Genomic DNA, 26,293 nt, shown 5'->3' with positions numbered 1-26,293 from the left:
AAACAGCGCGCGCAGGCCCAGCCGAAAAAGGGGGGCGCGGATTATAGCGGAAATCGCTCAAGGTTTAACCAGTTAATATGCATCGAACCTTTCGCGCACCAAAACAGGTCATAAATGAAAATTCACGCTACATTGCGGTGCGCATTTTCTTCCGCTTCAGCGGATTGCACCTTTATAGGGGCGTTTTTGTGGCAAAAAACCCATGTCGGGGCACTGGCATGCAATTTGCTCTCTTGTGAGGCAGGTTGCCTTGGTCGAGTATTCGCGCCGGCATCACCCACATTCTAAGGGCTACTCCACTACCCCAGCCCGAAGCCACCCGGAGGACACTATGTCGAAGTCGGTTCAACTCATCAAAGATCATGACGTCAAATGGATTGATCTGCGCTTCACGGACACAAAAGGCACTCAGCACCACGTGACCATGCCGGCTCGCGACGCGCTGGATGACGCCTTCTTCGAAGAAGGCAAAATGTTCGACGGTTCCTCCATTGCCGGCTGGAAAGGCATCGAAGCTTCCGACATGATCCTGATGCCGGACGACAGCACCGCCGTACTCGACCCGTTCACCGAAGACCCAACGCTGATCATCGTCTGCGACGTGATCGAGCCTTCGACCATGCAAGGCTACGACCGTGACCCACGTGCGATCGCCAAGCGTGCCGAGGAATACCTGAAGTCGACCGGTATCGGCGACACCGTATTCGTAGGTCCGGAACCAGAATTCTTCATCTTTGATTCGGTCAAGTTCAAGTCCGACATCTCTGGCTCCATGTTCAAAATCTTCTCCGAACAAGGTTCGTGGATGTCCGACCAGGACGTGGAAGGCGGCAACAAAGGCCACCGTCCAGGTATCAAAGGCGGCTACTTCCCGGTTCCTCCGTTCGACCACGACCACGAAATCCGTACCTCCATGTGCAACGCTATGGAAGAAATGGGCCTGGTCATCGAAGTTCACCACCACGAAGTGGCGACTGCCGGCCAGAACGAAATCGGTGTGAAGTTCAACACCCTGGTTGCCAAGGCTGACGAAGTACAGACCCTGAAGTACTGCGTACACAACGTGGCTGATGCCTACGGCCGTACCGCTACCTTCATGCCTAAGCCGCTGTACGGCGATAACGGTTCGGGTATGCACGTTCACCTGTCCATCGCCAAAGAAGGCAAGAACACCTTCGCTGGCGAAGGTTATGCCGGCCTGTCCGACACCGCTCTGTACTTCATCGGCGGTATCATCAAGCACGGTAAGGCCCTGAACGGCTTCACCAACCCGTCGACCAACTCCTACAAGCGTCTGGTCCCAGGTTTCGAAGCGCCAGTGATGCTGGCCTACTCGGCTCGCAACCGCTCCGCCTCGATCCGTATTCCTTACGTGTCCAGCCCTCGCGCTCGCCGTATCGAAGCCCGTTTCCCGGATCCAGCCGCCAACCCATACCTGGCCTTCGCTGCCCTGGTCATGGCCGGCCTGGACGGTATCCAGAACAAGATCCACCCTGGCGACGCCGCCGACAAAAACTTGTACGACCTGCCGCCTGAAGAGGCCAAAGAGATCCCACAAGTGTGCGGCAGCCTGAAAGAAGCCCTGGAAGAGCTGGACAAGGGCCGTGCGTTCCTGACCAAAGGCGGCGTGTTCAGCGACGACTTTATCGATGCCTACATCGCCCTGAAAAGCGAAGAAGAAATCAAGGTCCGCACCTTCGTACACCCACTGGAATACGAGCTGTACTACAGCTGCTGATCCGGTAGCGCTGCTTAACGTGGCGTGATGAAAAAGGGCCTCCTTCGGGAGGTCTTTTTTTTTGCCCGCCAAACCCTGTGGGAGCGGGCTTGCCTGCGAAAAATCCAAAGGCACCGCATTTCTTCAATATTTACGCGTTATCGTTAGCGACCTTCGCGAGCAAGCTCGCTCCTACAGAAGAGGGTTCTGCCTTGAAATTCAAACTCGCCTTCATATTGCTGGCCATTAGTGCCAGCGCATCCGCCGCGCCGCCCACCCTCACCCCTCTGCTCGACAGCATCGCCGAGCGCCTGGCGATTGCCGACCAGGTGGCCCTGAGCAAATGGGACAGCCACAAGCCCGTCGAAGACCGGCCACGGGAGCAGGACGTGATCGCCAGCGTCGTCGCCCAGGCACCGAGCTACAAACTGGCACCGGCCCAGGCCGAGCAGTTTTTCTCGGCCCAGATCGAGGCGAACAAATTGGTGCAGTACGCCCACCTGTCCGATTGGCAGCTGCAAGGCAAGGCACCCAATGACCCACGCCCGGATCTGGTCGGCCAGATTCGTCCAAAACTGGACCTGCTGCAAAAACGCCTGCTGCAACAGCTGGCGGACTTCACCCCGGAGCGCACCAACCCGCAATGCCCGCAATGGCTGGCCCAGGCCAATCACGCGCCTGCCAAAGACCCGCTGCACCAACTGGCAATGATCCGCGCCACTGCCGAGCTGTGTCTCTATAAAATCTAAAATTGCGAACCCCATCAAAATGTGGGAGCGGGCTTGCTCGCGAAGGCGGTGTGTCAGTTGATATATGCATGACTGACACGCCGCCTTCGCGAGCAAGCCCGCTCCCACATTTTAGATCCGCCCCCCCCCCCAGCCAATCAGTCGTTGCCACCAGCTTCCTGAACAGACTTTTCAAAACCGCACTATATTGGTGCGATACGCTGCACCCTTCCCACTTACGCAACCCATTTTGGTTCGAAGCTTCCCGCCCAAGCTGGCAGAACGCCACAGTTTCGCGCCTTAACCTCCCATTTCAGGGCTTTAACGCTTCTTTTCGGAGCTTTGGTTTGGTTTTTGCATTTTCCTTGTATCAGCGTGTGCCTCAAGCCCGCGCCTTGCTCCAAAAGAGGTCCTAATGACCATCAGCGACGCACTGCACCGCCTGCTACTCGACAACCTGACCACCGCGACCATTCTGCTCAATGACGAACTGCGCCTTGAGTACATGAACCCGGCGGCGGAGATGCTGCTGGCCATCAGCGGACAGCGCAGCCATGGGCAATTCATCAGTGAGCTGTTCACTGAGTCGGCCGAGGCCTTGAGCTCATTGCGCCAGGCCGTGGAGCAGGCGCACCCGTTCACCAAGCGCGAAGCGATGCTCACCGCCCTCACCGGCCAGACCCTGACCGTCGACTACGCAGTTACGCCGATTCTGAGCCACGGTGCCACGTTGCTGCTGCTGGAGGTGCATCCCCGGGATCGCCTTCTGCGCATCACCAAGGAAGAGGCGCAACTGTCCAAGCAGGAAACCAGCAAGATGCTGGTGCGCGGCCTGGCCCACGAGATCAAGAACCCCCTGGGCGGGATTCGCGGCGCCGCACAGTTGCTGGCCCGCGAGCTGCCGGACGAGAACCTCAAGGACTACACCAACGTCATCATCGAGGAAGCCGACCGCCTGCGTAACCTGGTAGACCGCATGCTCGGCTCCAACAAGCTGCCGTCGCTGGCGATGACCAACGTCCACGAAGTATTGGAGCGGGTCTGCCAACTGGTGGAAGCCGAAAGCCAGGGCTGCATCACCTTGGTGCGCGACTACGACCCGAGCATTCCCGACGTATTGATCGACCGCGAGCAGATGATTCAGGCGGTGCTCAATATCGTGCGCAACGCGATGCAGGCCATCAGCAGCCAGAACGAACTGCGCCTGGGCCGCATCAGCTTGCGCACCCGCGCGCTGCGCCAGTTCACTATAGGCCACGTGCGCCATCGCCTGGTGACCAAGGTCGAGATCATCGACAACGGTCCGGGCATCCCTGCCGAACTGCAGGAAACCATCTTTTTCCCAATGGTCAGCGGCCGCCCGGACGGTACCGGGCTCGGTTTGGCCATTACCCAGAACATCATCAGCCAGCACCAGGGCTTGATTGAGTGTGAGAGCCATCCCGGTCACACCACCTTCTCGATCTTTCTGCCACTGGAACAAGGAGCCCCATCGACATGAGCCGTAGTGAAACTGTCTGGATCGTCGATGACGACCGTTCTATCCGCTGGGTCCTGGAGAAAGCCTTGCAACAGGAAGGCATGACCACCCAGAGCTTCGACAGCGCCGACGGGGTGATGAGCCGCCTGGCTCGCCAGCAGCCCGACGTGATCATCTCTGACATCCGCATGCCCGGCGCCAGTGGCCTGGACTTGCTGGCGCGGATTCGCGAGCAGCACCCGCGCTTGCCGGTGATCATCATGACCGCGCACTCGGACCTGGACAGCGCTGTCGCGTCCTATCAGGGCGGTGCCTTTGAATACCTGCCAAAACCGTTCGACGTGGACGAAGCGGTGGCGCTGGTAAAACGCGCCAACCAGCACGCCCAGGAACAGCAGAACCAGGAAGCCCCACCGGCCCTGACCCGCACCCCGGAAATCATCGGCGAAGCGCCGGCGATGCAGGAAGTGTTTCGCGCCATCGGGCGCTTGAGCCACTCCAACATCACCGTGCTGATCAACGGCGAGTCGGGTACCGGCAAAGAACTGGTGGCCCACGCCCTGCACCGTCACAGCCCACGAGCGGCGTCGCCGTTCATCGCATTGAACATGGCGGCGATTCCGAAGGACCTGATGGAGTCGGAACTGTTCGGCCACGAAAAAGGCGCGTTCACCGGCGCGGCCAACCTGCGCCGTGGCCGTTTTGAGCAGGCCGATGGCGGCACGCTGTTCCTCGATGAAATCGGCGACATGCCGGCCGACACCCAGACGCGCTTGCTGCGGGTCCTGGCCGACGGCGAGTTTTACCGCGTAGGCGGGCACACGCCGGTCAAGGTCGACGTACGCATCATCGCAGCGACCCACCAGAACCTGGAAACCCTGGTGCATGCCGGGAAATTCCGTGAAGACTTGTTCCACCGCCTGAACGTGATCCGCATCCATATCCCACGGATGTCGGACCGCCGCGAAGACATCCCGACCCTGGCCCGTCACTTCCTCAGCCGCGCCGCCCAGGAGCTGGCCGTCGAGCCGAAGCTGCTGAAAAGCGAGACCGAGGAATACCTGAAGAACCTGCCATGGCCGGGCAACGTACGCCAGCTGGAGAACACCTGCCGCTGGATCACGGTGATGGCTTCGGGTCGTGAAGTGCATATCAGCGACCTGCCGCCTGAGCTGCTGAGCCTGCCGCAGGATTCGGCGCCGGTGACCAACTGGGAGCAGGCGCTGCGCCAGTGGGCCGACCAGGCCCTGGCACGTGGCCAGTCGAACCTGCTGGACAGCGCTGTGCCGGCTTTCGAGCGGATCATGATCGAAACCGCCCTCAAGCATACCGCCGGGCGTCGTCGCGACGCCGCCGTGCTGCTGGGCTGGGGCCGCAATACCCTGACTCGCAAGATCAAGGAGCTGGGGATGAAGGTCGACGGTGGGGATGATGACGAAGGTGATGAGGCCTGATCACTAATCCCTGATCCACTGAAGAGCTAATGTGGGAGCCGGGCTTGCCCGCGATGGCGCTGTGTCAGTCACTGGATGTATCGACTGACACAGCGCCATCGCAGGCAAGCCAGCTCCCACATTTGTTTTGTACCAGACTAACGACCGTGCACCGCTTCAATGCACCACGAACCGGCATCGCGCACACATCCAACGCTTGAAACACCCACCTTGTTAAGAAAATATTAAAATCCAAAAAAGCCAAAGCCCCGTATTCCGGGGCTTTGCGCTTTCTGAAGAATTTTTTTGGCGCCACTTCGCAATTCTGGCACGCGCCCTGCAATAACCCTGTCACTACCCAGTTTCGGGGACCTTGGTACAGGCAGGCCGAGAATCCCCTCTTTACACCCGGGGTGCTTGATGCGGATCGCGTCGCGCCCCACAGCCGTTTCGGGAACCTCGGTACAGGCAGGCCGGGGATTCCCTCTTTAACACCGAAGCCTTTGGCTTCACCCCCGTTTTGGGAGCCCTGGTACAGGCAGGCCGGGAACTCCCTTCTTTACACCCGGGGCTTATGAGGCAACGCGCCCATAGCCCCAGCCCGTTTTGGGAACCTTGGTACAGGCAGGCCGGGGATTCCCTCTTTTATTGCTCCTGGAGATGGATCTCCATCCGCCAGCGTCCATCGGCCTTCTCTCCCGACCACTCCCCACGCAACGGCCGAGCCGCCACCAGGTTCAGCAGCAAGCCGCCATCGGTTTTGCGTACACGCCAGTTCACGTCCTTGTCATTGACCTTCAGTTGCCCGCCCTGAGCCTTGCCCAGCGCATCGAACAGCAGCGCCACCGTGCCGTCGATATGCTCGCCGTGCAGCTTGGGCTCGCTGTTGAACCACACCACCAGGCCATCGGCCGCAGGCTCCACCTGCTGCAGCTCAACCGGGTCTGGCGTGGTCAGCCGGCCGATCATCAGGCCCACCATCAAGCCGACAATGGCCAACGAACCTAAAACCCGTGGCAATAGCTTCGGTCTGGGATCTTCTTCAGGGGTAGAATGCAGCGCATCTTTGCCTTCGGAGCCGTGCATGTTTCACGTCATCCTTTTTCAACCAGAAATTCCGCCGAATACCGGCAACGTTATCAGGCTGTGCGCCAACAGTGGCTGCCACCTGCATTTGATCGAGCCCTTGGGTTTCGACATGGACGACAAGCGCCTGCGCCGCGCCGGGCTGGACTACCACGAGTACGCCACCCTGCAACGCCACGCGGACCTCGCCAGCTGCCTGGAAAGCCTGAATCACCCACGGTTGTTCGCGTTTACCACCAAGGGCTCGCGGCCATTCCATGATGCCAGCTTTGCCGAAGGCGACGCCTTCCTGTTCGGCCCGGAAAGCCGGGGCCTGCCGGCAGACGTGCTCGACGCCCTGCCCGACGGCCACCGCCTGCGCTTGCCGATGCGCGAAGGCTGCCGCAGCCTGAACCTGTCCAACACCGTGGCCGTCGCCGTCTACGAAGGTTGGCGGCAACTGGGGTTCAAGTAACACTGCATAACGAATGTGGGAGCGGGCTTGCTCGCGAAAGCGGAGTGCCAGTCAACGAAGATATCGACTGAAGTACCGCATTCGCGAGCAAGCCCGCTCCCACATTGGATCGGCGTCGTTGCTCAGAACAGCTTACTGAACCGTTGGCGAACCTTCCTGTTGCATGCGCTGCAGCTCTTGCGCATACAGGGCATCGAAGTTCACCGGAGCCAGCATCAGCGCCGGGAACGAACCACGGGTGACCAGGCTGTCCAGGGTCTCACGGGCATACGGGAACAGGATGTTCGGGCAGAACGCGCCCAGGGTGTGGCTCATGGACGCTTCGTCCAGGCCCTGGATCAGGAAGATACCGGCCTGTTGCACTTCAGCAATGAAGGCCACTTCTTCGCCGTTCTTGACGGTGACCGACAGGGTCAGCACGACTTCGTGGAAGTCACCTTCCAGCGCCTTTTGACGGGTGTTCAGGTCCAGCGCAACACTCGGAGTCCATTCCTGACGGAAGATGGCCGGGCTCTTTGGCGCTTCGAACGACAAGTCACGTACGTAAATACGCTGCAGGGAAAATTGTGGGCCTTGAGCCTCTTCTGCTGCCGCTTCGGTGTTCTGTTGGTCAGTCATCGCAGATCCTTCGTGATCTTGGGGTCTTTTAGGGGTTAGGAGTCAGACGTGAAGCAGCGCATCCAGTTTACCGGCGCGCTCAAGTGCGAACAGGTCATCGCATCCACCGACATGCTTGTCACCGATCCAGATCTGCGGCACGGACGTGCGTCCCGCTTTCTTGGTCATCTCGGCGCGCACCTGGGGCTTGCCATCAACCTTGATCTCTTCGAAGGCAATGCCCTTTTTCTCAAGCAGGGCCTTGGCCCGCATGCAATAAGGGCAATAATCGCTGGAATAGACGACAACCTGGCTCATATCACTTCACCAGCGGCAGGTTATCGCCACGCCAGCTGGAAATACCACCCGACAGTTTGGCGGCGTTGAAACCGGTTTTCAGCATCTCGCGGGCGTGAGTGCCGGAGTGCTGGCCCTGGGCGTCGACCAGGATGATGGTCTTGGCCTTGTGCTTTTCCAGCTCGGCCAGGCGCGAAATCAGCTTGTCCTGGGGAATGTTCAGCGCGCCGACAATGTGACCGGCGGCGAAATCCTTGGCGGGACGAATGTCCACCACTACGGCCTCATCCTTGTTGACCAGGGCGGTCAGCTCGGACGTGCTGAGGCTGCGGCCACCGCGGCTCATTTCGTGAGCGATCAGCAGCGCCAGCAGTACGACGAACGCACCAGCGAGCAAATAGTGGGTAGTGGCAAATGCAATCAGGTGATCAACCATCAAGGAGGTTCCAGGGCGTTAAAATGGCGGTAAGTATACACAGCCGTCATGGTCGGCCAACCCCCGTAAAGCGGTGACGTGGTCGGAACTTCGCTTTAAACTGCCACTCCCTTTTCAATTGCCTTCATTCATTACCGCCGCGAGAGGATCTATGACTACTACGCCTAAACCTTTGGTCCTGATAATTCTCGATGGCTTCGGACACAGTGAAAGCCACCACGACAACGCTGTGTACTCGGCCAGGAAGCCAGTACTGGACCGTCTGAGCGCTACCGTGCCGAACGGCCTGATCTCCGGGTCGGGCATGGATGTTGGCCTGCCGGATGGCCAAATGGGCAACTCGGAAGTCGGCCACATGAACCTCGGCGCCGGACGAGTGGTATACCAAGACTTCACCCGCGTGACCAAAGCGATCCGCGACGGCGAGTTTTTTGAAAACCCGACTATCTGCGCGGCAGTGGATAAGGCAGTCAAGGCCGGAAAGGCCGTGCACTTCATGGGCCTGCTGTCGGACGGCGGCGTCCACAGCCACCAGGACCACCTGATCGCCATGGCCGAACTGGCCTTCAAGCGCGGCGCCGAGAAGATCTACCTGCACGCGTTCCTCGACGGCCGCGACACCCCGCCGAAAAGCGCCCAGTCCTCCATCGAACTGCTGGACGAAACCTTCAAGACCCTCGGCAAAGGCCGCATCGCCAGCCTGGTCGGCCGTTACTTCGCGATGGACCGTGACAACCGTTGGGACCGCGTGGCCCAGGCCTACAACCTGATCGTCGACGGCCAGGCCGAATTCAACGCCGCCACTGCCCAGGAAGGCCTGGAAGCCGCCTACGCCCGTGGCGAGAGTGACGAATTCGTCAAGGCCACCACCATCGGTGAACCGGTAAAAGTCGAGGATGGCGACGCCGTGGTGTTCATGAACTTCCGCGCCGACCGTGCCCGCGAGCTGAGCCATGTGTTCGTCGATGCCGGATTCAAGGACTTCGAACGCGCCCGCCAGCCGAAAGTCGAATTCGTGATGCTGACCCAATACGCCGCCAACATCCCGGCCCCGTCGGCATTCGCCCCGGGCAGCCTGGAAAACGTGCTGGGGGATTACCTCGCGAAAAACGGCAAGACCCAACTGCGCATTGCCGAAACCGAGAAATACGCCCACGTGACCTTCTTCTTCTCCGGCGGTCGTGAAGAACCGTTCCCGGGTGAAGAACGCATCCTGATCCCGTCGCCGAAAGTCGCCACCTACGACCTGCAGCCGGAAATGAGTGCCCCGGAAGTCACGGACAAGATCGTCGACGCCATCGAGCACCAGCGTTACGACGTGATCGTGGTCAACTACGCCAACGGCGACATGGTGGGCCACAGCGGCAACCTGGAAGCGGCGGTAAAAGCCGTTGAATGCCTGGACCTGTGCGTAGGCCGCATCGTCGACGCCCTGGACAAGGTAGGTGGTGAAGCACTGATCACCGCTGACCACGGCAACTGCGAGCAAATGTCCGACGAATCCACCGGCCAGGCCCACACCGCCCACACCACCGAGCCAGTGCCGTTCATCTACGTCGGCAAACGCGACCTGAAAGTGCGTGACGGCGGCGTACTGGCCGACGTGGCACCGACCATGTTGATGCTGATGGGGCTGGAGAAGCCGAAAGAGATGACTGGCACTTCGATATTGGTTTAATAGCAAAACCGCCCGATTAAATCGCCCGAAACGGCTTTTTATGACGAACGCCTCAAAGCAGTTGGCTTTGAGGCGTTTTTTTTGCAGCGCTTGGCGGGCATACTAGGCCGTCCCTTTCCCTGGTGTCGCCCGCCTCTATGCTTCGCGCCTTGATTACCCTTGCTCTTGTCTGCCTGCTCCAACCGGCATTTGCCGATGAGCGCGCACAAACCCAACAACAGTTGGACGCTACGCGTCAGGACATTACCGAACTGAAGAAGCTGCTCGGCAAGCTCCAGGAAGAGAAGTCCGGCGTGCAGAAAGACCTGCGCGGCACGGAAACCGAGATGGGCAAGCTGGAGAAGCAGGTCCAGGAGCTGCAAAAAGAACTAAAGAAGAGCGAGTCGGAACTGGAGCGACTCGACGCTGAGAAAAAAAAACTCCAGAGCGCCCGCGTTGAACAGCAACGCCTGATCGCGATCCAGGCCCGCGCCGCCTACCAGAATGGCCGCCAGGAATACCTCAAGCTGCTGCTCAACCAGCAGAACCCGGAAAAATTCGCCCGCACCCTCACCTATTACGACTACCTGAGCAAGGCCCGCCTGGAGCAACTGAAAAGCTTCAACGAGACCCTGCGCCAGTTGGCCAATGTCGAAACCGAGATCGCCAACCAGCAGTCGCAGTTGCTCGACCAGAAAAGCGCCCTCGACAGCCAGCGCGACGAGCTGGACAAGGTTCGCAAGGAGCGCCAGCAGGCGCTGGCCAAGCTGAATGACGACGTAAAGGCCCGGGATGCCAAGCTCAAGAATCGCGAGCAAGACCAGGCCGACCTCGCCAAAGTCTTGAAAACCATCGAGGAAACCCTGGCTCGCCAGGCCCGCGAGGCCGAAGAAGCGCGACAAAAAGCGCTGATCGCCCAGCAGGAAGCCGAAAAAAAACGCGAGCGTGAGGCGGCCGAGGCCGTTGCCAGCGCCACCGATGCCCCGGCCCCGCGTAAACCGGCGCGTGCAGCGCCTGGCCCGCTGGTTTCCAGCGCCGGCGAATCGTTTGGCGGACCTTTTGCTTCAGCCCGGGGCAAACTTCCATGGCCAGTTGATGGTCGATTACTGGCACGCTTTGGTGAAACCCGTGGCGATGACACCCGCGCCAAGTGGGACGGTGTGATGATCAGTGCCGGTGCCGGCACCCAGGTCCACGCCATTCACGGCGGCCGTGTGGTATTCGCCGATTGGCTGCGCGGTGCAGGTTTGTTGGTGATTCTTGACCACGGTAATGGCTATTTGAGCCTTTACGGCCACAATCAAACTTTGCTTAAAGCCGCAGGTGATGTTGTAAAAGCCGGTGAATCCATCTCCACTGTCGGTAACAGTGGTGGCCAGGACACTCCGGCGCTGTACTTCGCTATTCGTCAGCAGGGCCGCCCAAGCGACCCGGCACAATGGTGCCGCACCCAAGGATAAGGGGCGCATCTACATTAGGAGTTCGTTCGACATGCTGCATTTGTCCCGCCTCACATCGCTGGCCCTGACGATCGCCCTGGTGATCGGCGCGCCTTTGGCATTCGCCGACCAGACCGCCCAGTCAGCCACGGCCGCGACCACCAAGGCCCCGCTGCCGCTGGACGAGTTGCGCACCTTTGCCGAGGTCATGGACCGGATCAAGGCCGCTTATGTCGAACCTGTGGACGACAAGACCCTGCTGGAAAATGCCATCAAGGGCATGCTCAGCAACCTTGACCCGCACTCCGCCTACCTGGGCCCGGAAGATTTCGCCGAGCTGCAGGAAAGCACCAGCGGTGAATTCGGTGGCCTGGGCATTGAAGTCGGCGCCGACGACGGCAACATCAAGGTGGTCTCGCCGATCGATGACACCCCGGCGTCCAAGGCCGGCATCCAGGCCGGCGACTTTATCGTCAAGATCAACGGCCAGCCGACCCGTGGCCAGACCATGACCGAAGCGGTCGACAAGATGCGCGGCAAGATCGGCCAGAAAATCACCCTGACCCTGGTGCGCGACGGCGGCACGCCGTTCGACGTGACGCTCACTCGCGCCACCATTACGGTCAAGAGCGTGAAGAGCCAGTTGCTGGAGTCGGGCTACGGCTACATCCGTATCACCCAGTTCCAGGTCAAGACCGGCGACGAAGTGGCCAAGGCCCTGGCCAAGCTGCGTAAAGACAATGGCAAGAAACTCAGCGGCATCGTGCTCGACCTGCGCAACAACCCGGGCGGCGTGTTGCAGGCGGCAGTGGAAGTGGTCGACCACTTCATCACCAAGGGCCTGATCGTCTACACCAAGGGCCGTATCGCCAACTCCGAACTGCGCTTCTCGGCCACCGGCAACGACCTCAGCGAAGGCGTGCCGATGGTTGTGCTGATCAACGGCGGCAGCGCCTCGGCCTCGGAAATCGTCGCCGGCGCCCTGCAAGACCAGAAGCGCGGTGTGCTGATGGGCACCACCAGCTTCGGCAAAGGCTCGGTGCAAACCGTGCTGCCGCTGAACAACGACCGCGCATTGAAGATCACCACGGCGCTGTACTACACGCCGAATGGTCGCTCGATCCAGGCCCAGGGCATCGTGCCGGACATCGAAGTGCGCAAGGCCAAGATCACCAACGAAGCGGACAGCGAGTTCTACAAGGAAGCTGACCTGCAGGGCCACCTGGGCAATGGCAACGGCGGCGCCGACCAGCCAACCGGCAGCGGCTCGAAAGCCAAGCCGATGCCGCAGGACGACGATTATCAACTGGCCCAGGCGCTGAGCCTGCTCAAGGGCTTGAGCATTACGCGCAGCCGTTGATATGCGTTGTGGACTGATCATCGCGTTGCTGTGCTGTCTGGCGGGAGTTGCCCACGGCAACCCCGCCAGTGCAGCCCCCGCTGAACACAAAGCCTACCTGACCCTGATCATCGACGACCTCGGGCAAAACCTGCCCCGGGATCGTCGCGTGCTCGCCCTGCCCGGCCCGGTGACCACGGCGATCATGCCCGACACACCCCACGCCGCCGAATTCGCCCGCGAAGCCCACAAGGCGGGCAAGATCGTCATCCTGCACATGCCCATGGACCCGGCCACCGGCCCGTTCGCCTGGCACCCCGACCTGCCCATCGAAGAACTCGGCAAACGCCTGGACGCGGCCTTCAAGGCCGTGCCTTACACCGCCGGCATCAACAACCACATGGGCAGCCGCATGACCGCCCAGCCCGAGGCCATGGCCTGGTTGATGGGTGAGCTGCAACGGCGCCACAAGTTCTTCGTCGATAGCCGCACCAGCGCTAAAACCGTCGCTGCCGCCGAGGCGCAGAAGATTGGTCTGGCCAGCGTCTCGCGGGATGTGTTCCTCGATGACGAACGCACCGAAGCGGCCATCACCACTCAATTGCAGACCGCGATCAAGCTGGCCCACAAAGAGGGTTCGGCGGTGATGATCGGCCACCCTTATCCACAGACGCTGGCGGTACTGGAACGGGAGCTGCCCAAGCTCAAGGCCCAGGGCATCGACTGGATCGACATCAAGTTGATGATCAGCCTGCGCAGTAATCAGGCCATGGCCGGCCACGGTAAAAACGGTACCTACCGTTAACTCTAAATAGCTACCGCTCCTGCCCCTGCAGACTCTCCGATAGTGGATCCCTGGATCAACTGGAGAGTCTCCTCATGAACGCACTGCAATACAAAGACCTGCTCATCAATTTCACTTCCGAATTCATCCCTCTGTGGAATGACCGGGGATCGGGAGTTTACAAGTCCATAAGCTTTTGGCGGCCGGCCACTTCAGCCGACCCGCTGAGCCAATTCTTCCCGCTGGGTGACATCGCGGTCGAAGGCTATCGCAATATCAACCAGCAGAAAGTCGTCGCCGTCGTCAGCGACGCGAATAAGGTCGACGGCACCGCACTTCGTTCACCCGATGAGTTCGAGTTGGTGTGGAAGGATGCCGGCTCGGGCGCGCGCACCGACTTTTCCCTGTGGCGTCCATTGCCGCCTGAAGGCTATGTATCCATGGGACTGGTGTGCGGCGTGGGCTACGACAAACCTTCGCGCAATGCGGTGCGCTGTGTTCGGGAGGATCTGGTCATGGCCGCGCGGACCGGGCAATTGATCTGGACCGACAAGGGCAGTGGTGCGCCAATGGACTTCAGTGCCTGGGGCATCACGCCCGCCGACGCAGCCCCCGGTGAAATCAACCTGGCCCCCGGCACCTTTATCGGTACCGCCAGTTATGCCAAGCCGATCACCGCCAGCTATTCGTTGCGCCTGCCGCTGACCGCCGACCTGAAGGCGTTGCCCAAGCCGCCGTCGCTTTCCGGCTACACACCACCTGCGACACTGCACACACTGGAACAGCCTCAGCTTTGCCAACTCCCCTGGTTTACCGTGAAGGACCCGGACCTGAACCCTGTCGAACAATTGCAAACCTGCCCGATGTATCGACTGGAAAGGATTGATCACTACTTGTTCGTCGGCTTTGGGCACAACCAGACGGCCACCAGCCAACCGTTCATGTGGACAGCCACCAAAGGCGAAACAGGGAAGCAGTCAAGAGCCCTCACCGCCACCACCAGCATTGAGCTATGCAGTGAATGGCCGTCGGATAGCCGCGCCTTTGAATTGAGCTTTTCCGCGCACCTGGGCCAGGAATTCACCCATTGCCAGCGTTCGGCGAAGGGCTGGGCAGATTTATCGGCTCTGGAAATCATCACCTACATCCCGGCCAACAAAGCCCTCGCGGCCTACGTCATCCAGAGTGAATATCGCCTGCTGCGTGGAGATGGCAGCCAGGTGACCGGCACCGTCACCTACACCAACGGCGATAACGTGTACGTGAGCGAGTATCCCGCCTCCGAGCCGGTGCACCGTGATGAACCGCCGGTAGAGACACCTGTGGAACAACCAGTAGAACCACCAGCGGAGCCCGATCAGGCCGAGCCCGGCCTAGAGATAACGCCCCATGATGGCATCGACGACACCCTCCTGCCGTAACTGATCGAGGGCCGCCTGGAGTTTCGCCACTACGTCATCCGGCACGTTTTTGTTCAGCGCCAGGTACAGCTCCGCGCTGTTGAAACGCAACACCGTCTTGAGCCCGGTCACCCCGACCTGGCGTGCCAGGTAACGGCCCGCCGGGTCGCCGGTGGCCCACAGGTCGATCTGGCCATCCACCAGTTTTTGCGCATTGTCTTGATCCCGCAGCACGATGACCGGCTTCAGGCCTTGTTTCTCCAGGCTCTCGGCGATGGCGTCGCCCTTGTAGGCGCCAATCCTGTAGCGCCGAGCCTGCTCAAGGTCGCTCAGTTGGATCTTGCTGTCAGCCTTGGCCAGCAGCACCCAATCGTCCGGGCCGATGGGACCGACCCATTTGAACAATGCTTCACGGTCCGGCAGGCGTGCCATCACGAACACGCCGTAGCCGGGTTTTTCCAGGGCGAGTTTGTAGATTCGTTCCCAGGGGAAACGCAGAGTGAGGTTGTAGGAAATGCCGGCACGCTTGAAGGTCTCACGGACGATGTCCACGGCGATGCCTTCGATGTTCTCTTCCTTGGCGAAGTTCTTGCCGTTTTTCGCCATGTTGTACGGCGGGAAGTTTTCCGTCAGCAGCACCAGGGAAGCGCCGTCGGACGGTTCATCAGCGTGGGCCGAACCCGTCAATAGAACGGTGGTACTGGCGAGGGCGAGCAGCAGGTCTTTGAACATGAAAGTTACCGGAATCCATGGCAAGCCCAGAGAGTGCCGCGAGCCTGCCATGGTGTCCAGTGACGTTTAACGAACAACGATACCGCGCGCCGCCATGTAGGCCTTGGCCTCGGGAACGGTGTATTCGCCAAAGTGGAAAATACTCGCTGCCAGTACCGCGCTGGCGTGGCCTTCGATCACGCCGTCGGCCAGGTGCTGCAGGTTGCCGACGCCGCCGGAAGCGATTACCGGGATGCCCAGCGCGTCGCTGATGGCACGGGTCACGCCCAGGTCGAAGCCGTTTTTCATGCCGTCCTGATCCATGCTGGTCAGCAGGATTTCACCGGCCCCCAGGGCTTCCATCTTCATCGCCCACTGCACCGCATCCAACCCGGTCGGCTTGCGCCCGCCGTGGGTGAAGATCTCCCAGCGCGGGGTTTCGCCCGGGCCGGAGACTTTCTTGGCGTCAATGGCGACGACGATGCACTGGGAGCCGAAGTGCTGCGCGGCTTCGCCGACAAATTCCGGGTTGAACACGGCGGCGGTGTTGATCGAGACCTTGTCCGCGCCGGCATTCAGCAGGTTGCGGATGTCCTGCACGGTGCGCACGCCACCGCCCACGGTCAGCGGGATAAACACCTGGCTGGCCATGCGCTCGACGGTATGCAGCGTGGTGTCGCGACCATCGACACTGGCGGTGATGTCGAGAAAGGTAATCTCGTCAGCGCCCTGTTCGTCGTAGCGACGGGCAATTTCCACCGGGTCGCCCGCGTCACGGATGTTCTCGAACTTGACGCCCTTGACCACTCGACCGTTGTCGACGTCCAGGCAAGGGATGATGCGTTTGGCCAGCGCCATGGTCAGTCCTCAGCCGTTGTAGGCGTCGCAGTAAGCCTGGGCTTCAGCGACGTCCAGAGTGCCTTCGTAGATCGCCCGGCCGGTAATGGCGCCGATGATCCCTGGCGCCTTCGCGTCCAGCAGCGACTTGATGTCGCCCAGGTTGTGGATGCCACCGGAAGCGATCACCGGGATCTTGGTAGCCGCGGCCAGCGCAGCGGTGAACGGAACGTTGCAGCCCTGCATCATGCCGTCTTTGGCGATGTCGGTATAAACGATGGCGGAGACGCCGTCGGCTTCAAACTGCTTGGCCAGGTCGATCACCTGGACGGTGCTGATTTCCGCCCAGCCGTCGGTGGCGACAAAACCGTCTTTGGCGTCGAGGCCGACGATCACCTTGCCCGGGAACGCGCGGCAGGCTTCTGCGACGAAGGCCGGGTCTTTCACAGCCTTGGTGCCGATAATCACGTAGCTCACGCCCGCTTTCACGTAGTGCTCGATGGTTTCCAGGGAGCGGATGCCGCCGCCGATCTGGATCGGCAGGTTCGGGTAACGCTTGGCGATCGCAGTAACCACCTCACCGTTGACCGGCTGGCCTTCGAACGCACCGTTCAAGTCCACCAGATGCAGACGACGGCAACCGCCTTCCACCCACTTGGCAGCCATGCTCACCGGGTCATCGGAGAACACCGTGGAATCTTCCATGCGGCCCTGGCGCAGACGTACGCAGGCGCCGTCCTTGAGATCGATAGCGGGAATAATCAGCATCTGGCAAACCTTATTCGATATTCAGCGTTGCTCGGGAAATCAGGGTTTCTCGAGCGCCCACAAGTCGCTTTCGATGCTTTCGAACCTTTCTTTAAGGTGCGTCTGCACATCGAAAATCGCCCTGTTGTAATAGTGCGGAGCAATTTCAGTGGTGAACAGTTCGAGGATTTCTGCGACCTCGAACGAGCCGAGCTTGAGCTCGAAGCGGTCTTCCATGAAACGCTTGATCTTGTCGGTGGCCTCACTCTCCTGCTGGGGAGTGAGGTTCAAGATCGGCGGCTTGACCTTCTTGGCCATTACCAGCGCCCGTCCCAGGCGGCGAAGTTCTGCAGCAATTGCAGGCCATGGGTATGGCTCTTCTCCGGGTGGAACTGCACGGCAAAGCGCGAGCCGTCGGCCAGGGCCGCGGCGAAGTCGACGCCATAGTGCCCGCCACCCACCACCTGGCGCGGGTTACCGGCGGCGATGTAGTAGCTGTGCACGAAGTAGAAACGCGCCAGGTCCGGCACGTTGTGCCACAGCGGGTGGTCCACGGTCTGGCGTACTTCGTTCCAGCCCATGTGCGGGACCTTCAGGTGTTCGCCGTCTTCGTGCAGGTCCTTGCCGAAAAACTTCACCTGGCCGGGGAACAGGCCGATGCAGTCGACGCCGGCGTTTTCTTCGCTGCTGTCGAGCAAGGCTTGCATGCCCACGCAGATGCCGAGGAACGGCCGGTCCTGGCTGACTTCACGCACCAGGCTGTCGAAGCCCAGGCGGCGGATCTCGGCCATGCAGTCGCGAATCGCGCCAACACCCGGGAACACCACCCGGTCGGCTTCGCGAATCACGTCGGCATCGCTGGTGATCAGCACCTTGCCGGCACCCACGTGCTCGAGGGCCTTGGCCACCGAGTGCAGGTTACCCATGCCGTAATCGATAACCGCGACCGTCTGCATTACAGGACGCCCTTGGTCGACGGCATTTGCCCGGCCATGCGGTCATCCAGCTCCACGGCCATGCGCAGGGCACGACCGAAGGCCTTGAACACGGTCTCGATCTGGTGGTGAGTGTTGGTGCCACGCAGGTTGTCGATGTGCAGGCTGACCAGCGCGTGGTTGACGAAGCCCTGGAAGAACTCCTGGAACAGGTCGACGTCGAAGCCGCCCACGGTGGCGCGGGTATAGGGCACGTGCATCTGCAGGCCCGGGCGGCCGGAGAAGTCGATGACCACACGCGACAGCGCTTCATCCAGCGGGACATAGGCGTGGCCGTAGCGACGGATGCCTTTCTTGTCGCCGATGGCTTTGGCAAAAGCCTGGCCCAACGTGATACCGACGTCTTCCACCGTGTGGTGGTCGTCGATATGCAGGTCGCCCTTGCTGACGATATCCAGGTCGATCAGCCCGTGACGGGCGATCTGGTCCAGCATGTGCTCAAGAAAAGGTACACCGATATCAAATCGGGCCTTTCCGGTGCCATCCAGGTTAATCGAGGCTTTGATCTGGGTTTCCAGAGTGTCGCGCTCGACGGACGCCTTACGTTCGGCCATCACCAGCTCCGCAAAATCATTGGGCGAAAAAGGCAGCCATTATAGGGGCGCGGGCGCTAAACAGAAACATCGCAGGGGATAAGACTGATGGAGTGTCGAGGATAGACATGTCAGTACAAGCGTGGGAGCAGCTTTGTGTGGGAGCGGGCTTGCTCGCGAAAGCGGTGTGTCAGTCAAACATGGGCTGACTGATCCATCGCATTCGCGAGCAAGCCCGCTCCCACACAAGCCCGCTCCCACAAGGGTTACGCGGTGTTAGTGGAACAGGACTGCGGTTTTCTGCAGGGTGACCCACACGCCCCACGCCAACGGAATACCCACCACCAGCCAGGCGGCAACCGCCAATGGCACGCTGCCGGAGGAGGCTTTCCATTCCAGCACGGTGCTGGAATCGGCGCCCTTGTCGTGGCCCAGCGCCTGTTCGGCCGCCAGTTCCGCGTCGGTCATGAAGTACTTGTCTGCCACCGGCCGTACCAGCAGGTTGCAGATAAAGCCCAGCACCAGCAGGCCGGCGAGGATGTACAAGGTGATGTCGTAGGCCGCAGCGCGTTCAACGCCGATGCTCAACTGGTACTCACGCAGGTAGTTCACCAGCACCGGGCCCAATACGCCCGCCGCTGCCCACGCCGTCAGCAGACGACCGTGGATCGCACCCACCATTTGCGTACCGAACAGGTCTGCCAGATAAGCCGGGACGGTCGCAAAACCACCGCCATACATCGACAGGATGATGCAGAACGCCGCCACGAACAGCGCGACGTTGCCCAGGTGACCCAGGTTCGGGATCAACGCGTACAGGGCAAAGCCCAATGCGAAGAACACGAAGTAGGTGTTTTTACGGCCCAGGTAGTCGGAGAACGACGCCCAGAAGAACCGGCCACCGATGTTGAACAGGCTCAACAGGCCGGTAAAGCCTGCCGCAATGGCCGCGATGGAAGCCAGTTGACCGGCATCCAGTTGGCCAAACGTCAGGCCGTTACCCAGCAATTTGCCGCCGAACACTTCCTGCAGCAGCGGCGAAGCCATGCCGAGGATGCCGATACCGGCAGACACGTTCAGGCACAGCACCAGCCACACCAGGCGGAATTGCGGGGTTTTCCAGGCCACGTTCACGTGCACGTGACGGTGGGTGATCATCGCGTTGCTGGCTTTTTTCGCCGGGGCAGTCCAGCCCTCAGGCTTCCAGCCGGTCGGCGGAACGCGGTAGGACAAGGCACCGCCGATCATGAACACGAAGTAGATCGCGGCCATGACCACGAAGCTCTGCCACACGCCAACGCTGGTCGGCGAGGCAAAGTGGCCCATCAGCGCGGCTGCCAATGGGGCGCCCACCATCGCGCCGCCGCCGAAGCCCATGATCGCCATGCCGGTGGCCATGCCGCGTTTGTCCGGGAACCACTTGATCAGGGTCGACACCGGAGAGATATAGCCCAGGCCCAGGCCGATACCACCAATGACCCCGGAGCCGATCCACATCAGCCAGATCTGGTGGGTATAGATCCCCAATGCGGAGATCAGCAGGCCGCCGCACCAGCACAAGGCCGACACGACACCGGCTTTACGTGGCCCGGCATGTTCCAGCCAGCCGCCCCAGATGGCTGCCGAGCAGCCCAGGAAGATGAAGAACAGGGTGTAGATCCAGCCCAGCATGGAGATGGGCCAGTCGCATTGCGACGAGAAGACCTGGCTGATAAAGCTCATGTCCGGCGCGCAGGCGACCGGTGCGGTGATACCCAGCGCCTTGGACAACGGCAGCCAGAACACCGAGAAGCCGTAGGCCATGCCGATACACAGGTGGATGGCCAGGGCGGCCGGTGGTACCAGCCAACGGTTGAACCCGGGCTTGGCGATAATGCGTTCCTTGGACAGGAACGCAGGCTGTGCAGCAGTATGACCTGCCGCAGTGCTAGTGCTCATTGGTGTTTCCCCCAGTTATTAGTATGTGTCCGTCGGGCGCTCTCTCCTTCGGCCTTGCACGCAAAGCGTGGCCGTTTTTTTGAGTAAAGCTCCATTTTGGCGCGACGTTTAGCCGCAGAAGGCGGACGAACACGCAGAGATTAGCATCTGTGGATGACAGAAAAACCAAACTGCCATCACCTTTTCCAGGTTATCTGTCTTTTTTGACGCCAAAATCCCGTTTTTCCGACCATAGATACAATGTAACTATCCGCGAACTGACGTAAGCCTTCGGGCGTTATACTCTTCGGCTAAATTTTAAATCGACATACAAGGACTCGCCCATGAAAGCGTTCGGCAAAATCCTGGGTCTGGTACTTCTCGGGCTGTTGCTGATCATTGTGGCTCTAGGCTTTGCCCTGACCCATCTCTTCGATCCCAACGACTACAAAGACGAGATTCGCCAGATTGCCCGCGACAAGGCCCACATCGAGCTGACGCTCAATGGCGACATCGGTTGGAGCCTGTTCCCCTGGCTCGGCCTGGAACTGCACGAGGCCAGCGTTGCGACCCTGACCAACCCGACCCAACCGTTTGCCGATCTGCAGATGCTCGGCCTGTCGGTGCGCGTACTGCCGCTGCTGCGCCGCGAAGTGCAGATGAGCGACGTGCGTGTCGAAGGCCTGAACCTGCGCCTGAACAAAGACGTGCATGGCCACGGCAACTGGGAAGACATCGGCAAGAATGTGCCGGACCCGGCCACCGCCGCCAGTGCGCCCACCGTCACCGAAGCGGCCACGCCGCCCAAGCCTGAAAAGCCGCCGCAGCCGATCCGCCTGGACATCGACAGCCTGACCATCAACAACGCCCGCGTCGAATACAACGATGAGCAGACCGGCAAGCAGTTCAGCGCCGAAAGCATCCAGTTGAGCGCCGGCGCCGTGCACGAAGGTGCAAGCATTCCACTGAAACTCACCGCATTCCTCGGCACCAACCAGCCACTGATGCGCGTCAAGACCGAGTTGAACGGCAACCTGCGCATTCAACGCGCCCTCCAGCGTTACCAGTTCGAAGACATGAGACTCAGTGGCGAAGCCACGGGCGAGCCGCTGCAAGGCAAGACCGTGACCTTTTCGACCCAGGGCCAATTGCTGGTGGACCTTGCCGCCAACGTCGCCGAATGGACCAACATGAAGCTGTCGCTGAACCAACTGCGCGCCCTGGGCGAGCTGAAGGTCAACGACCTGGACAAGACTCCGCAGCTCAATGGTGCCCTGTCGATTGCCCAGTTTGACCTGGCCAAGTTCCTCGACAGCGTCGGCAACCCGCTGCCACCGATGGCCGCAGGCAGCCTGAGCAGGGTCGAACTGGTCAGCCGCCTCAAGGGCACGCCGACCAGCCTGGCGCTTGAAGACCTCAACCTGAAACTCGACGACAGCACCTTTACCGGGCGCGTGGCCGTGGATGATTTCGCCAAGCAATCCCTGCGAGTGCAGCTCAAGGCCGACACGTTCAACGCCGACAACTACCTGCCGGCCAAGTCCGAAGCCGCCAAAGGCGCTGCGGCCGCACGCCAGGCTGAAGTGCAGAACAGCGAAGCCGGCGCCATGGCGGCCGGTGGCACCACACCACTGCCGGATGCGCCGACCAAAGCCGCCTGGAGCAGCGACAAACTGCTGCCACTGACCCGCCTGCGTACCCTGGACGTGAACGCCGACCTGTCCTTCGGCCAACTGACCCTGAGCAAGCTGCCGATCCAGAACGCCGCCCTGAAAGCCTCCGGCCTCGATGGTCAGCTCAAGCTCGACACCTTGAGCGGCGGCCTCTACAACGGCACCTTCCAGGCCAACGGCAACCTTGACGTGCGCCAGGACATCCCGCTGCTGGCGCTGCAAACCCGCATCAAGCAAGTACCGATCGAACGCATCCTGCAAGCCCAGGGGCAAAACCCGCCGGTGAAGGGCCAGCTCACCCTCGACAGCAACCTCAACGGTCGCGGCAATAGCCAGAAAGCCCTGATCGACAGCCTCAACGGTACCGCCAGCTTCGCGATCAACAATGGCGTGCTGCTCAACGCCAACATCGAGCAACAGCTGTGCACCGGCATCGCCCTGCTCAACCGCAAGACCCTCAGCGGTGACCAGCGCGGCAAGGACACCCCGTTCCAGGAGCTCAAGGGCAACCTGACCTTCCGCAACGGCGTGGCCAGCAACCCCGACCTGAAAGTGCGCATCCCGGGCCTGACCGTCAACGGTAACGGTGACATCGACCTGCGTGTGCTGGGCATGGACTACCGCGTCGGCATCATCGTCGAAGGTGACCAGCGCGAGGTGCCGGACCCGGCTTGCCAAGTGGGTTCCAACTTCCAGAACATCGAAGTCCCGCTGCGCTGCCGAGGCCCGCTGGAACTGGGCGCCAAGGCTTGCCGCCTGGACAAGGACGGCTTGAGCCAGGTCGCGATCAAGGCGGCGGGCAACAAGCTCAGCGAGAAGCTTGAGCAGAAGCTCGACAAGGTCAATCCACAGTTGAAAGACGCTTTGAAAGGCCTGTTCAATCGATGAGAAACGAGGAATTTTCAACGGCGGTGCTGGACTGGTACGACCGCCACGGTCGCCACGACCTGCCCTGGCAACAGGGCATCACGCCTTACCGGGTGTGGGTCTCGGAGATCATGTTGCAGCAGACTCAGGTCAGCACGGTGCTGAACTACTTCGATCGGTTCATGGCGTCATTGCCGACGGTCGAAGCCCTGGCTGCCGCGCCGGAAGACGAGGTGCTGCACCTGTGGACCGGGCTGGGTTACTACACCCGGGCGCGCAACCTGCAAAAGACCGCAAAGATCGTCGTGGCCGAATACGGCGGCGAGTTTCCCCGTGACGTCGAAAAACTCACCGAGTTGCCGGGCATTGGCCTGTCCACCGCTGGCGCAATTGCCAGCCTGAGCATGGGCCTGCGGGCGCCGATCCTCGATGGCAACGTCAAACGGGTGCTGGCGCGCTTTACCGCGCAAGAGGGTTACCCGGGCGAGCCGAAGGTCGCCAAGCAGCTGTGGGCCACCGCAGAGCGCTTTACGCCCCACGACCGCGTCAACGCCTACACCCAGGCGATGATGGACATGGGCGCCACCCTGTGCACCCGCAGCAAACCCAGTTGCCTGCTGTGCCCGCTGGAAAAGGGCTGCGAAGCCCACATGCTCGGGCTGGAAACCCGCTACCCAATCCCCAAGCCACGCAAGACCGTGCCCCAGAAGCGCACGCTGATGCCGCTGCTGGCCAATGGCGAGGGCGCGATTCTGCTTTACCGCCGCCCTTCCACGGGCCTGTGGGGCGGCTTGTGGAGCTTGCCGGAGCTGGATGACCTGGCAGACCTGGAACACCTGGCCAACCAGCACTCGCTGGCGCTGGGGGAGCAACAAGAGCTGCCGAGCCTGATTCACACCTTCAGCCACTTCCAACTGGCTATCGAACCCTGGCTGGTCCAGGTCCAGGAGTCTGCCCATCACGTGGCCGAGGCTGACTGGCTCTGGTATAACCTCGCCACCCCGCCGCGCCTGGGCCTTGCCGCTCCGGTAAAGAAACTGCTGAAGCGCGCGGCTGACGTATTGAACGCAGGAGTTCCGTCATGACCCGCACCATCATCTGCCGCAAGTACCACGAAGAATTGCCCGCCCTGGAACGCGCCCCGTTCCCAGGCGCCAAGGGCCAGGACATCTTCGATCACGTCTCCGCCAAGGCCTGGGCTGACTGGCAAAAGCACCAGACCCTGCTGATCAACGAAAAACGCCTGAACATGATGAACGCCGAAGACCGCAAATACCTGCAGGGCGAGATGGACAAGTTCTTTTCCGGCGAAGATTACGCCAAGGCCGACGGCTACGTGCCACCTGCTGAATAATTGATCAAATGTGGGGGTTGGCCCGTAAGCGACGGTAATAATTAAATATTTTTTGAAAACTTGCTTGACGACCCCCTGAAAAACCCGTTTAATGCGCCCCGTTGCCCAGATAGCTCAGTCGGTAGAGCAGGGGATTGAAAATCCCCGTGTCGGCGGTTCGATTCCGTCTCTGGGCACCACTAATACCGAAAAACCCCAAGCGAAGATGATTCCTTGGGGTTTTTTATTGCCTGCGATTTAGTGCTTCCCCGTGCACCCAGCACACACAAGATCAAGCCGACCTGCAGTGCCGCAAAATAATGGCACTATGATATGATTCAGGCGAATGCCATGGCAGGCGAGCGATACCCGAAGGATGCACCCCTCCCGTACTCCCCGCCGACCTTTGGTATTTGCAAACCCAAACAGGTCTACGCGTTTGCGCCCCCCCCTGCCAGTTCCCAAAGCCCTCGACGTCAATCGACACGGAAGCGTTATGCCCACCATCAACGATCTAAAAGACAAAATCGACACTAAAACCGTGAACATGGTGTTGCTCACCATCGCAACGGCCGGGCTGTACCTTCTGCTGTGGGTGTACAGAAGCAACCTGATCATCAGCGAAACCACAAAAATTCGCCTGGTCGACAACACCTACATCATCTGGCTGGCGGTATGCATTGGCTTGAGCGGCGCCTTTACCAAGACCGGCTCGTCCCTCGATCTGGTGGGCCTCATTCTTTCCCTGGCAGGCGGCGCGTTGTACGTCGTCTGGGCATTCAAAGCCAGGAAAGCATTGTCGGAATATGCGCTGAACGAATTCCAGATCGACCTGAGAATGAACAGCTTCTACACCTTCTTCCTGAGCGTCTACTACATCAACTACTGCATCAACGACCTGCCTGAAGAGCAAAGAAAGCAAAACATTCTGCGCGGCCACACCCAGCAGGCTTGACCCCTGAACGGGCGCAGGACAGCGCCCGGCACGCCCAATCAAGGACACCCGGATGATCCGCACAACAGGAAATCTCAAAGCCGCATTGGCACTCTCTGCGTCCCTGCTCTGCCTCGGCACCGCTCATGCCGCCAATGAAGAACTTGCCCAAGAGGTCAGGGAGAGCATTCAGGAAGAGTGGGATAAATCCACTTCGCCTGGCGAGAACAAGATCAAGGAGCTGACGCTGATCAAACGCGGAGAAAACAAATACCGCGGGCTTCTTGAGGTCGACGGCCCCGATGGCGAGGAAAGCCTGATCCTCAAAGTGATGGTCGATGACGACAACATCATCTGGGAAGTCGTCGATTAACACCGATAAACACGCCCCCGGTTGCACTACCCGGTATTGCGACAGCCCGGCGCACTGCTACCCCTCAGGGCATATGGAGAAGTAAATGGCATACACATCGATCATTTTCAAAAACCCGAACACGGGCTCGATGAAGGAAGCACCTGTCGGATTTTCGTGGACGACGTTCTTTTTCGGTTGCTTCCCGGCACTGTTCCGCGGCGACCTCAAATACGGCCTGCTTCAATTCGTGATCGCGATAATCACGATGGGCTTCAGCAACATCGTGTTTGCGTTCATCTACAACAAGTTCTACATAAAGGACTTGATCGGCCAAGGCTTCAAGGCACAGTCGATTACCAGTGGCGACATCAACTTTGCCTCGGCAAAAATCGGCATGCAGATCCCGATGCTGGAAGCGGCGTGATCGATGGCTGCCTGTCACCGCAGCCAAAAACATCGCCTGCAAAAAACCTGCCCCGTGCAGGTTTTTTTATGCCGTGTGGCTGCGACGTGATGTCGATCACCATGAAAGCACCAAAGCCTG

27 protein-coding genes and 1 tRNA gene are annotated in these 26,293 nt (G+C 60.4%); 17 read left to right on the top strand and 11 right to left on the bottom strand.

Translation table 11 applies throughout. The features are described 5' to 3' along the window. Positions 1-331 precede the first annotated feature (331 nt). From glnA to ntrC, 4 genes are all read left to right on the top strand, one after another. Entirely contained in the window at positions 332-1,738 is a 1,407-nt protein-coding gene (gene glnA / locus LIY45_RS14510; RefSeq protein ID WP_003217999.1) for a glutamate--ammonia ligase, read from the top strand. A 191-nt stretch (positions 1,739-1,929) separates the two neighbouring features. Then, entirely contained in the window at positions 1,930-2,466 is a 537-nt protein-coding gene (locus LIY45_RS14505) for a chorismate mutase (protein WP_226476732.1), read from the top strand. Positions 2,467-2,860: 394 nt separating this feature from the next. Then, positions 2,861-3,946 carry a nitrogen regulation protein NR(II) gene (gene glnL / locus LIY45_RS14500; RefSeq protein ID WP_003218001.1) on the top strand — a complete coding sequence of 362 codons (1,086 nt, stop codon included), beginning with the start codon at positions 2,861-2,863 and terminating at the stop codon, positions 3,944-3,946. Beyond that, a complete protein-coding gene (gene ntrC / locus LIY45_RS14495; protein WP_008435682.1) occupies positions 3,943-5,379 on the top strand; it encodes a nitrogen regulation protein NR(I) in 1,437 nt (478 codons plus the stop codon). The genes glnL and ntrC overlap by 4 nt, the downstream gene beginning before the upstream one ends. A gap of 624 nt (positions 5,380-6,003) precedes the next feature. Here ntrC and LIY45_RS14490 read toward each other — a convergent pair. Beyond that, positions 6,004-6,444 (bottom strand): hypothetical protein, encoded by a 441-nt coding sequence (locus LIY45_RS14490; protein ID WP_226476731.1) that lies wholly within the window; start codon positions 6,442-6,444, stop codon positions 6,004-6,006. Here LIY45_RS14490 and LIY45_RS14485 point away from each other — a divergent pair. After that, complete coding sequence (locus LIY45_RS14485) at positions 6,443-6,898, top strand: tRNA (cytidine(34)-2'-O)-methyltransferase (protein WP_003218007.1); 456 nt, start codon at positions 6,443-6,445, stop codon at positions 6,896-6,898. The genes LIY45_RS14490 and LIY45_RS14485 overlap by 2 nt on opposite strands. A gap of 132 nt (positions 6,899-7,030) precedes the next feature. Here LIY45_RS14485 and secB read toward each other — a convergent pair whose 3' ends face one another. The 3 genes from secB to LIY45_RS14470 are packed head-to-tail and all read right to left on the bottom strand — an operon-like array spanning position 7,031 to position 8,228. Then, positions 7,031-7,516 carry a protein-export chaperone SecB gene (gene secB / locus LIY45_RS14480; RefSeq protein WP_003218009.1) on the bottom strand — a complete coding sequence of 162 codons (486 nt, stop codon included), beginning with the start codon at positions 7,514-7,516 and terminating at the stop codon, positions 7,031-7,033. Positions 7,517-7,558: 42 nt separating this feature from the next. Beyond that, positions 7,559-7,813, bottom strand: coding sequence for a glutaredoxin 3 (grxC, locus tag LIY45_RS14475; protein WP_010169095.1), 255 nt, complete (start codon positions 7,811-7,813; stop codon positions 7,559-7,561). 1 nt (position 7,814) lies between these two features. Beyond that, positions 7,815-8,228, bottom strand: coding sequence for a rhodanese-like domain-containing protein (locus LIY45_RS14470; protein ID WP_063033506.1), 414 nt, complete (start codon positions 8,226-8,228; stop codon positions 7,815-7,817). A gap of 151 nt (positions 8,229-8,379) precedes the next feature. On the opposite strand from LIY45_RS14470, the gene gpmI reads away from it, so the two are divergent. The 5 genes from gpmI to LIY45_RS14445 all read left to right on the top strand — a co-directional run bounded on the left by gpmI (position 8,380) and on the right by LIY45_RS14445 (position 14,868). After that, entirely contained in the window at positions 8,380-9,906 is a 1,527-nt protein-coding gene (gene gpmI, locus LIY45_RS14465; RefSeq protein ID WP_226476730.1) for a 2,3-bisphosphoglycerate-independent phosphoglycerate mutase, read from the top strand. Positions 9,907-10,043: 137 nt separating this feature from the next. Beyond that, entirely contained in the window at positions 10,044-11,345 is a 1,302-nt protein-coding gene (locus LIY45_RS14460; RefSeq protein ID WP_017478173.1) for a murein hydrolase activator EnvC, read from the top strand. Between the two features lie 31 nt (positions 11,346-11,376). Further along, complete coding sequence (locus LIY45_RS14455) at positions 11,377-12,684, top strand: S41 family peptidase (RefSeq protein WP_017478172.1); 1,308 nt, start codon at positions 11,377-11,379, stop codon at positions 12,682-12,684. A 1-nt stretch (position 12,685) separates the two neighbouring features. Further along, positions 12,686-13,468 carry a divergent polysaccharide deacetylase family protein gene (locus LIY45_RS14450; protein ID WP_017478171.1) on the top strand — a complete coding sequence of 261 codons (783 nt, stop codon included), beginning with the start codon at positions 12,686-12,688 and terminating at the stop codon, positions 13,466-13,468. Between the two features lie 74 nt (positions 13,469-13,542). Continuing rightward, the gene (locus tag LIY45_RS14445; protein WP_226476729.1) at positions 13,543-14,868 is read left to right on the top strand and encodes a Vps62-related protein; all 1,326 of its coding nucleotides are present in this window, start codon (positions 13,543-13,545) and stop codon (positions 14,866-14,868) included. Here LIY45_RS14445 and LIY45_RS14440 read toward each other — a convergent pair. The 7 genes from LIY45_RS14440 to LIY45_RS14410 all read right to left on the bottom strand — a co-directional run bounded on the left by LIY45_RS14440 (position 14,821) and on the right by LIY45_RS14410 (position 20,608). Next, a complete protein-coding gene (locus LIY45_RS14440; RefSeq protein ID WP_226476728.1) occupies positions 14,821-15,579 on the bottom strand; it encodes an ABC transporter substrate-binding protein in 759 nt (252 codons plus the stop codon). The genes LIY45_RS14445 and LIY45_RS14440 overlap by 48 nt on opposite strands. A gap of 66 nt (positions 15,580-15,645) precedes the next feature. Further along, on the bottom strand, positions 15,646-16,416 hold the full coding sequence (gene hisF, locus LIY45_RS14435) for an imidazole glycerol phosphate synthase subunit HisF (RefSeq protein WP_003218030.1): 771 nt from the start codon (positions 16,414-16,416) through the stop codon (positions 15,646-15,648). Positions 16,417-16,425: 9 nt separating this feature from the next. Continuing rightward, the gene (gene hisA, locus LIY45_RS14430) at positions 16,426-17,163 is read right to left on the bottom strand and encodes a 1-(5-phosphoribosyl)-5-[(5-phosphoribosylamino)methylideneamino]imidazole-4-carboxamide isomerase (protein WP_003187784.1); all 738 of its coding nucleotides are present in this window, start codon (positions 17,161-17,163) and stop codon (positions 16,426-16,428) included. A gap of 39 nt (positions 17,164-17,202) precedes the next feature. Continuing rightward, on the bottom strand, positions 17,203-17,460 hold the full coding sequence (locus LIY45_RS14425; protein ID WP_003218033.1) for a DUF2164 domain-containing protein: 258 nt from the start codon (positions 17,458-17,460) through the stop codon (positions 17,203-17,205). Further along, positions 17,460-18,098 (bottom strand): imidazole glycerol phosphate synthase subunit HisH, encoded by a 639-nt coding sequence (gene hisH, locus LIY45_RS14420; protein ID WP_017478168.1) that lies wholly within the window; start codon positions 18,096-18,098, stop codon positions 17,460-17,462. Before hisH ends, LIY45_RS14425 begins: the two co-directional genes overlap by 1 nt. Beyond that, on the bottom strand, positions 18,098-18,691 hold the full coding sequence (gene hisB / locus LIY45_RS14415; protein WP_003218037.1) for an imidazoleglycerol-phosphate dehydratase HisB: 594 nt from the start codon (positions 18,689-18,691) through the stop codon (positions 18,098-18,100). The genes hisH and hisB overlap by 1 nt, the downstream gene beginning before the upstream one ends. A gap of 255 nt (positions 18,692-18,946) precedes the next feature. Next, the gene (locus LIY45_RS14410) at positions 18,947-20,608 is read right to left on the bottom strand and encodes an OFA family MFS transporter (protein ID WP_017478167.1); all 1,662 of its coding nucleotides are present in this window, start codon (positions 20,606-20,608) and stop codon (positions 18,947-18,949) included. Positions 20,609-20,931: 323 nt separating this feature from the next. Here LIY45_RS14410 and LIY45_RS14405 point away from each other — a divergent pair, with 323 nt between their 5' ends. From LIY45_RS14405 to LIY45_RS14375, 7 genes are all read left to right on the top strand, one after another. Further along, positions 20,932-23,148, top strand: a complete 2,217-nt coding sequence (locus LIY45_RS14405) for an AsmA family protein (RefSeq protein WP_226476727.1) — start codon at positions 20,932-20,934, stop codon at positions 23,146-23,148. Next, positions 23,145-24,212, top strand: coding sequence for an A/G-specific adenine glycosylase (gene mutY / locus LIY45_RS14400; RefSeq protein WP_226476726.1), 1,068 nt, complete (start codon positions 23,145-23,147; stop codon positions 24,210-24,212). The genes LIY45_RS14405 and mutY overlap by 4 nt, the downstream gene beginning before the upstream one ends. Then, on the top strand, positions 24,209-24,481 hold the full coding sequence (locus LIY45_RS14395; protein ID WP_017478164.1) for an oxidative damage protection protein: 273 nt from the start codon (positions 24,209-24,211) through the stop codon (positions 24,479-24,481). The genes mutY and LIY45_RS14395 overlap by 4 nt, the downstream gene beginning before the upstream one ends. A 103-nt stretch (positions 24,482-24,584) precedes the next feature. Further along, a tRNA-Phe gene (locus tag LIY45_RS14390) sits at positions 24,585-24,660 on the top strand. Positions 24,661-24,956: 296 nt separating this feature from the next. After that, a complete protein-coding gene (locus LIY45_RS14385; protein ID WP_226476725.1) occupies positions 24,957-25,415 on the top strand; it encodes a hypothetical protein in 459 nt (152 codons plus the stop codon). A gap of 52 nt (positions 25,416-25,467) precedes the next feature. Next, entirely contained in the window at positions 25,468-25,767 is a 300-nt protein-coding gene (locus LIY45_RS14380; RefSeq protein ID WP_226476724.1) for a hypothetical protein, read from the top strand. 85 nt (positions 25,768-25,852) lie between these two features. Next, the gene (locus LIY45_RS14375) at positions 25,853-26,173 is read left to right on the top strand and encodes a hypothetical protein (RefSeq protein ID WP_226476723.1); all 321 of its coding nucleotides are present in this window, start codon (positions 25,853-25,855) and stop codon (positions 26,171-26,173) included. Positions 26,174-26,293 lie beyond the last annotated feature (120 nt).

Origin of the sequence: Pseudomonas sp. MWU16-30323 (genome assembly GCF_020515595.1) — a bacterium.
Lineage (GTDB): Bacteria > Pseudomonadota > Gammaproteobacteria > Pseudomonadales > Pseudomonadaceae > Aquipseudomonas > Aquipseudomonas yamanorum.
The sequence above is the reverse complement of the archived record's forward strand: the minus strand, read 5'-3'. Positions and strand labels throughout refer to the sequence as shown.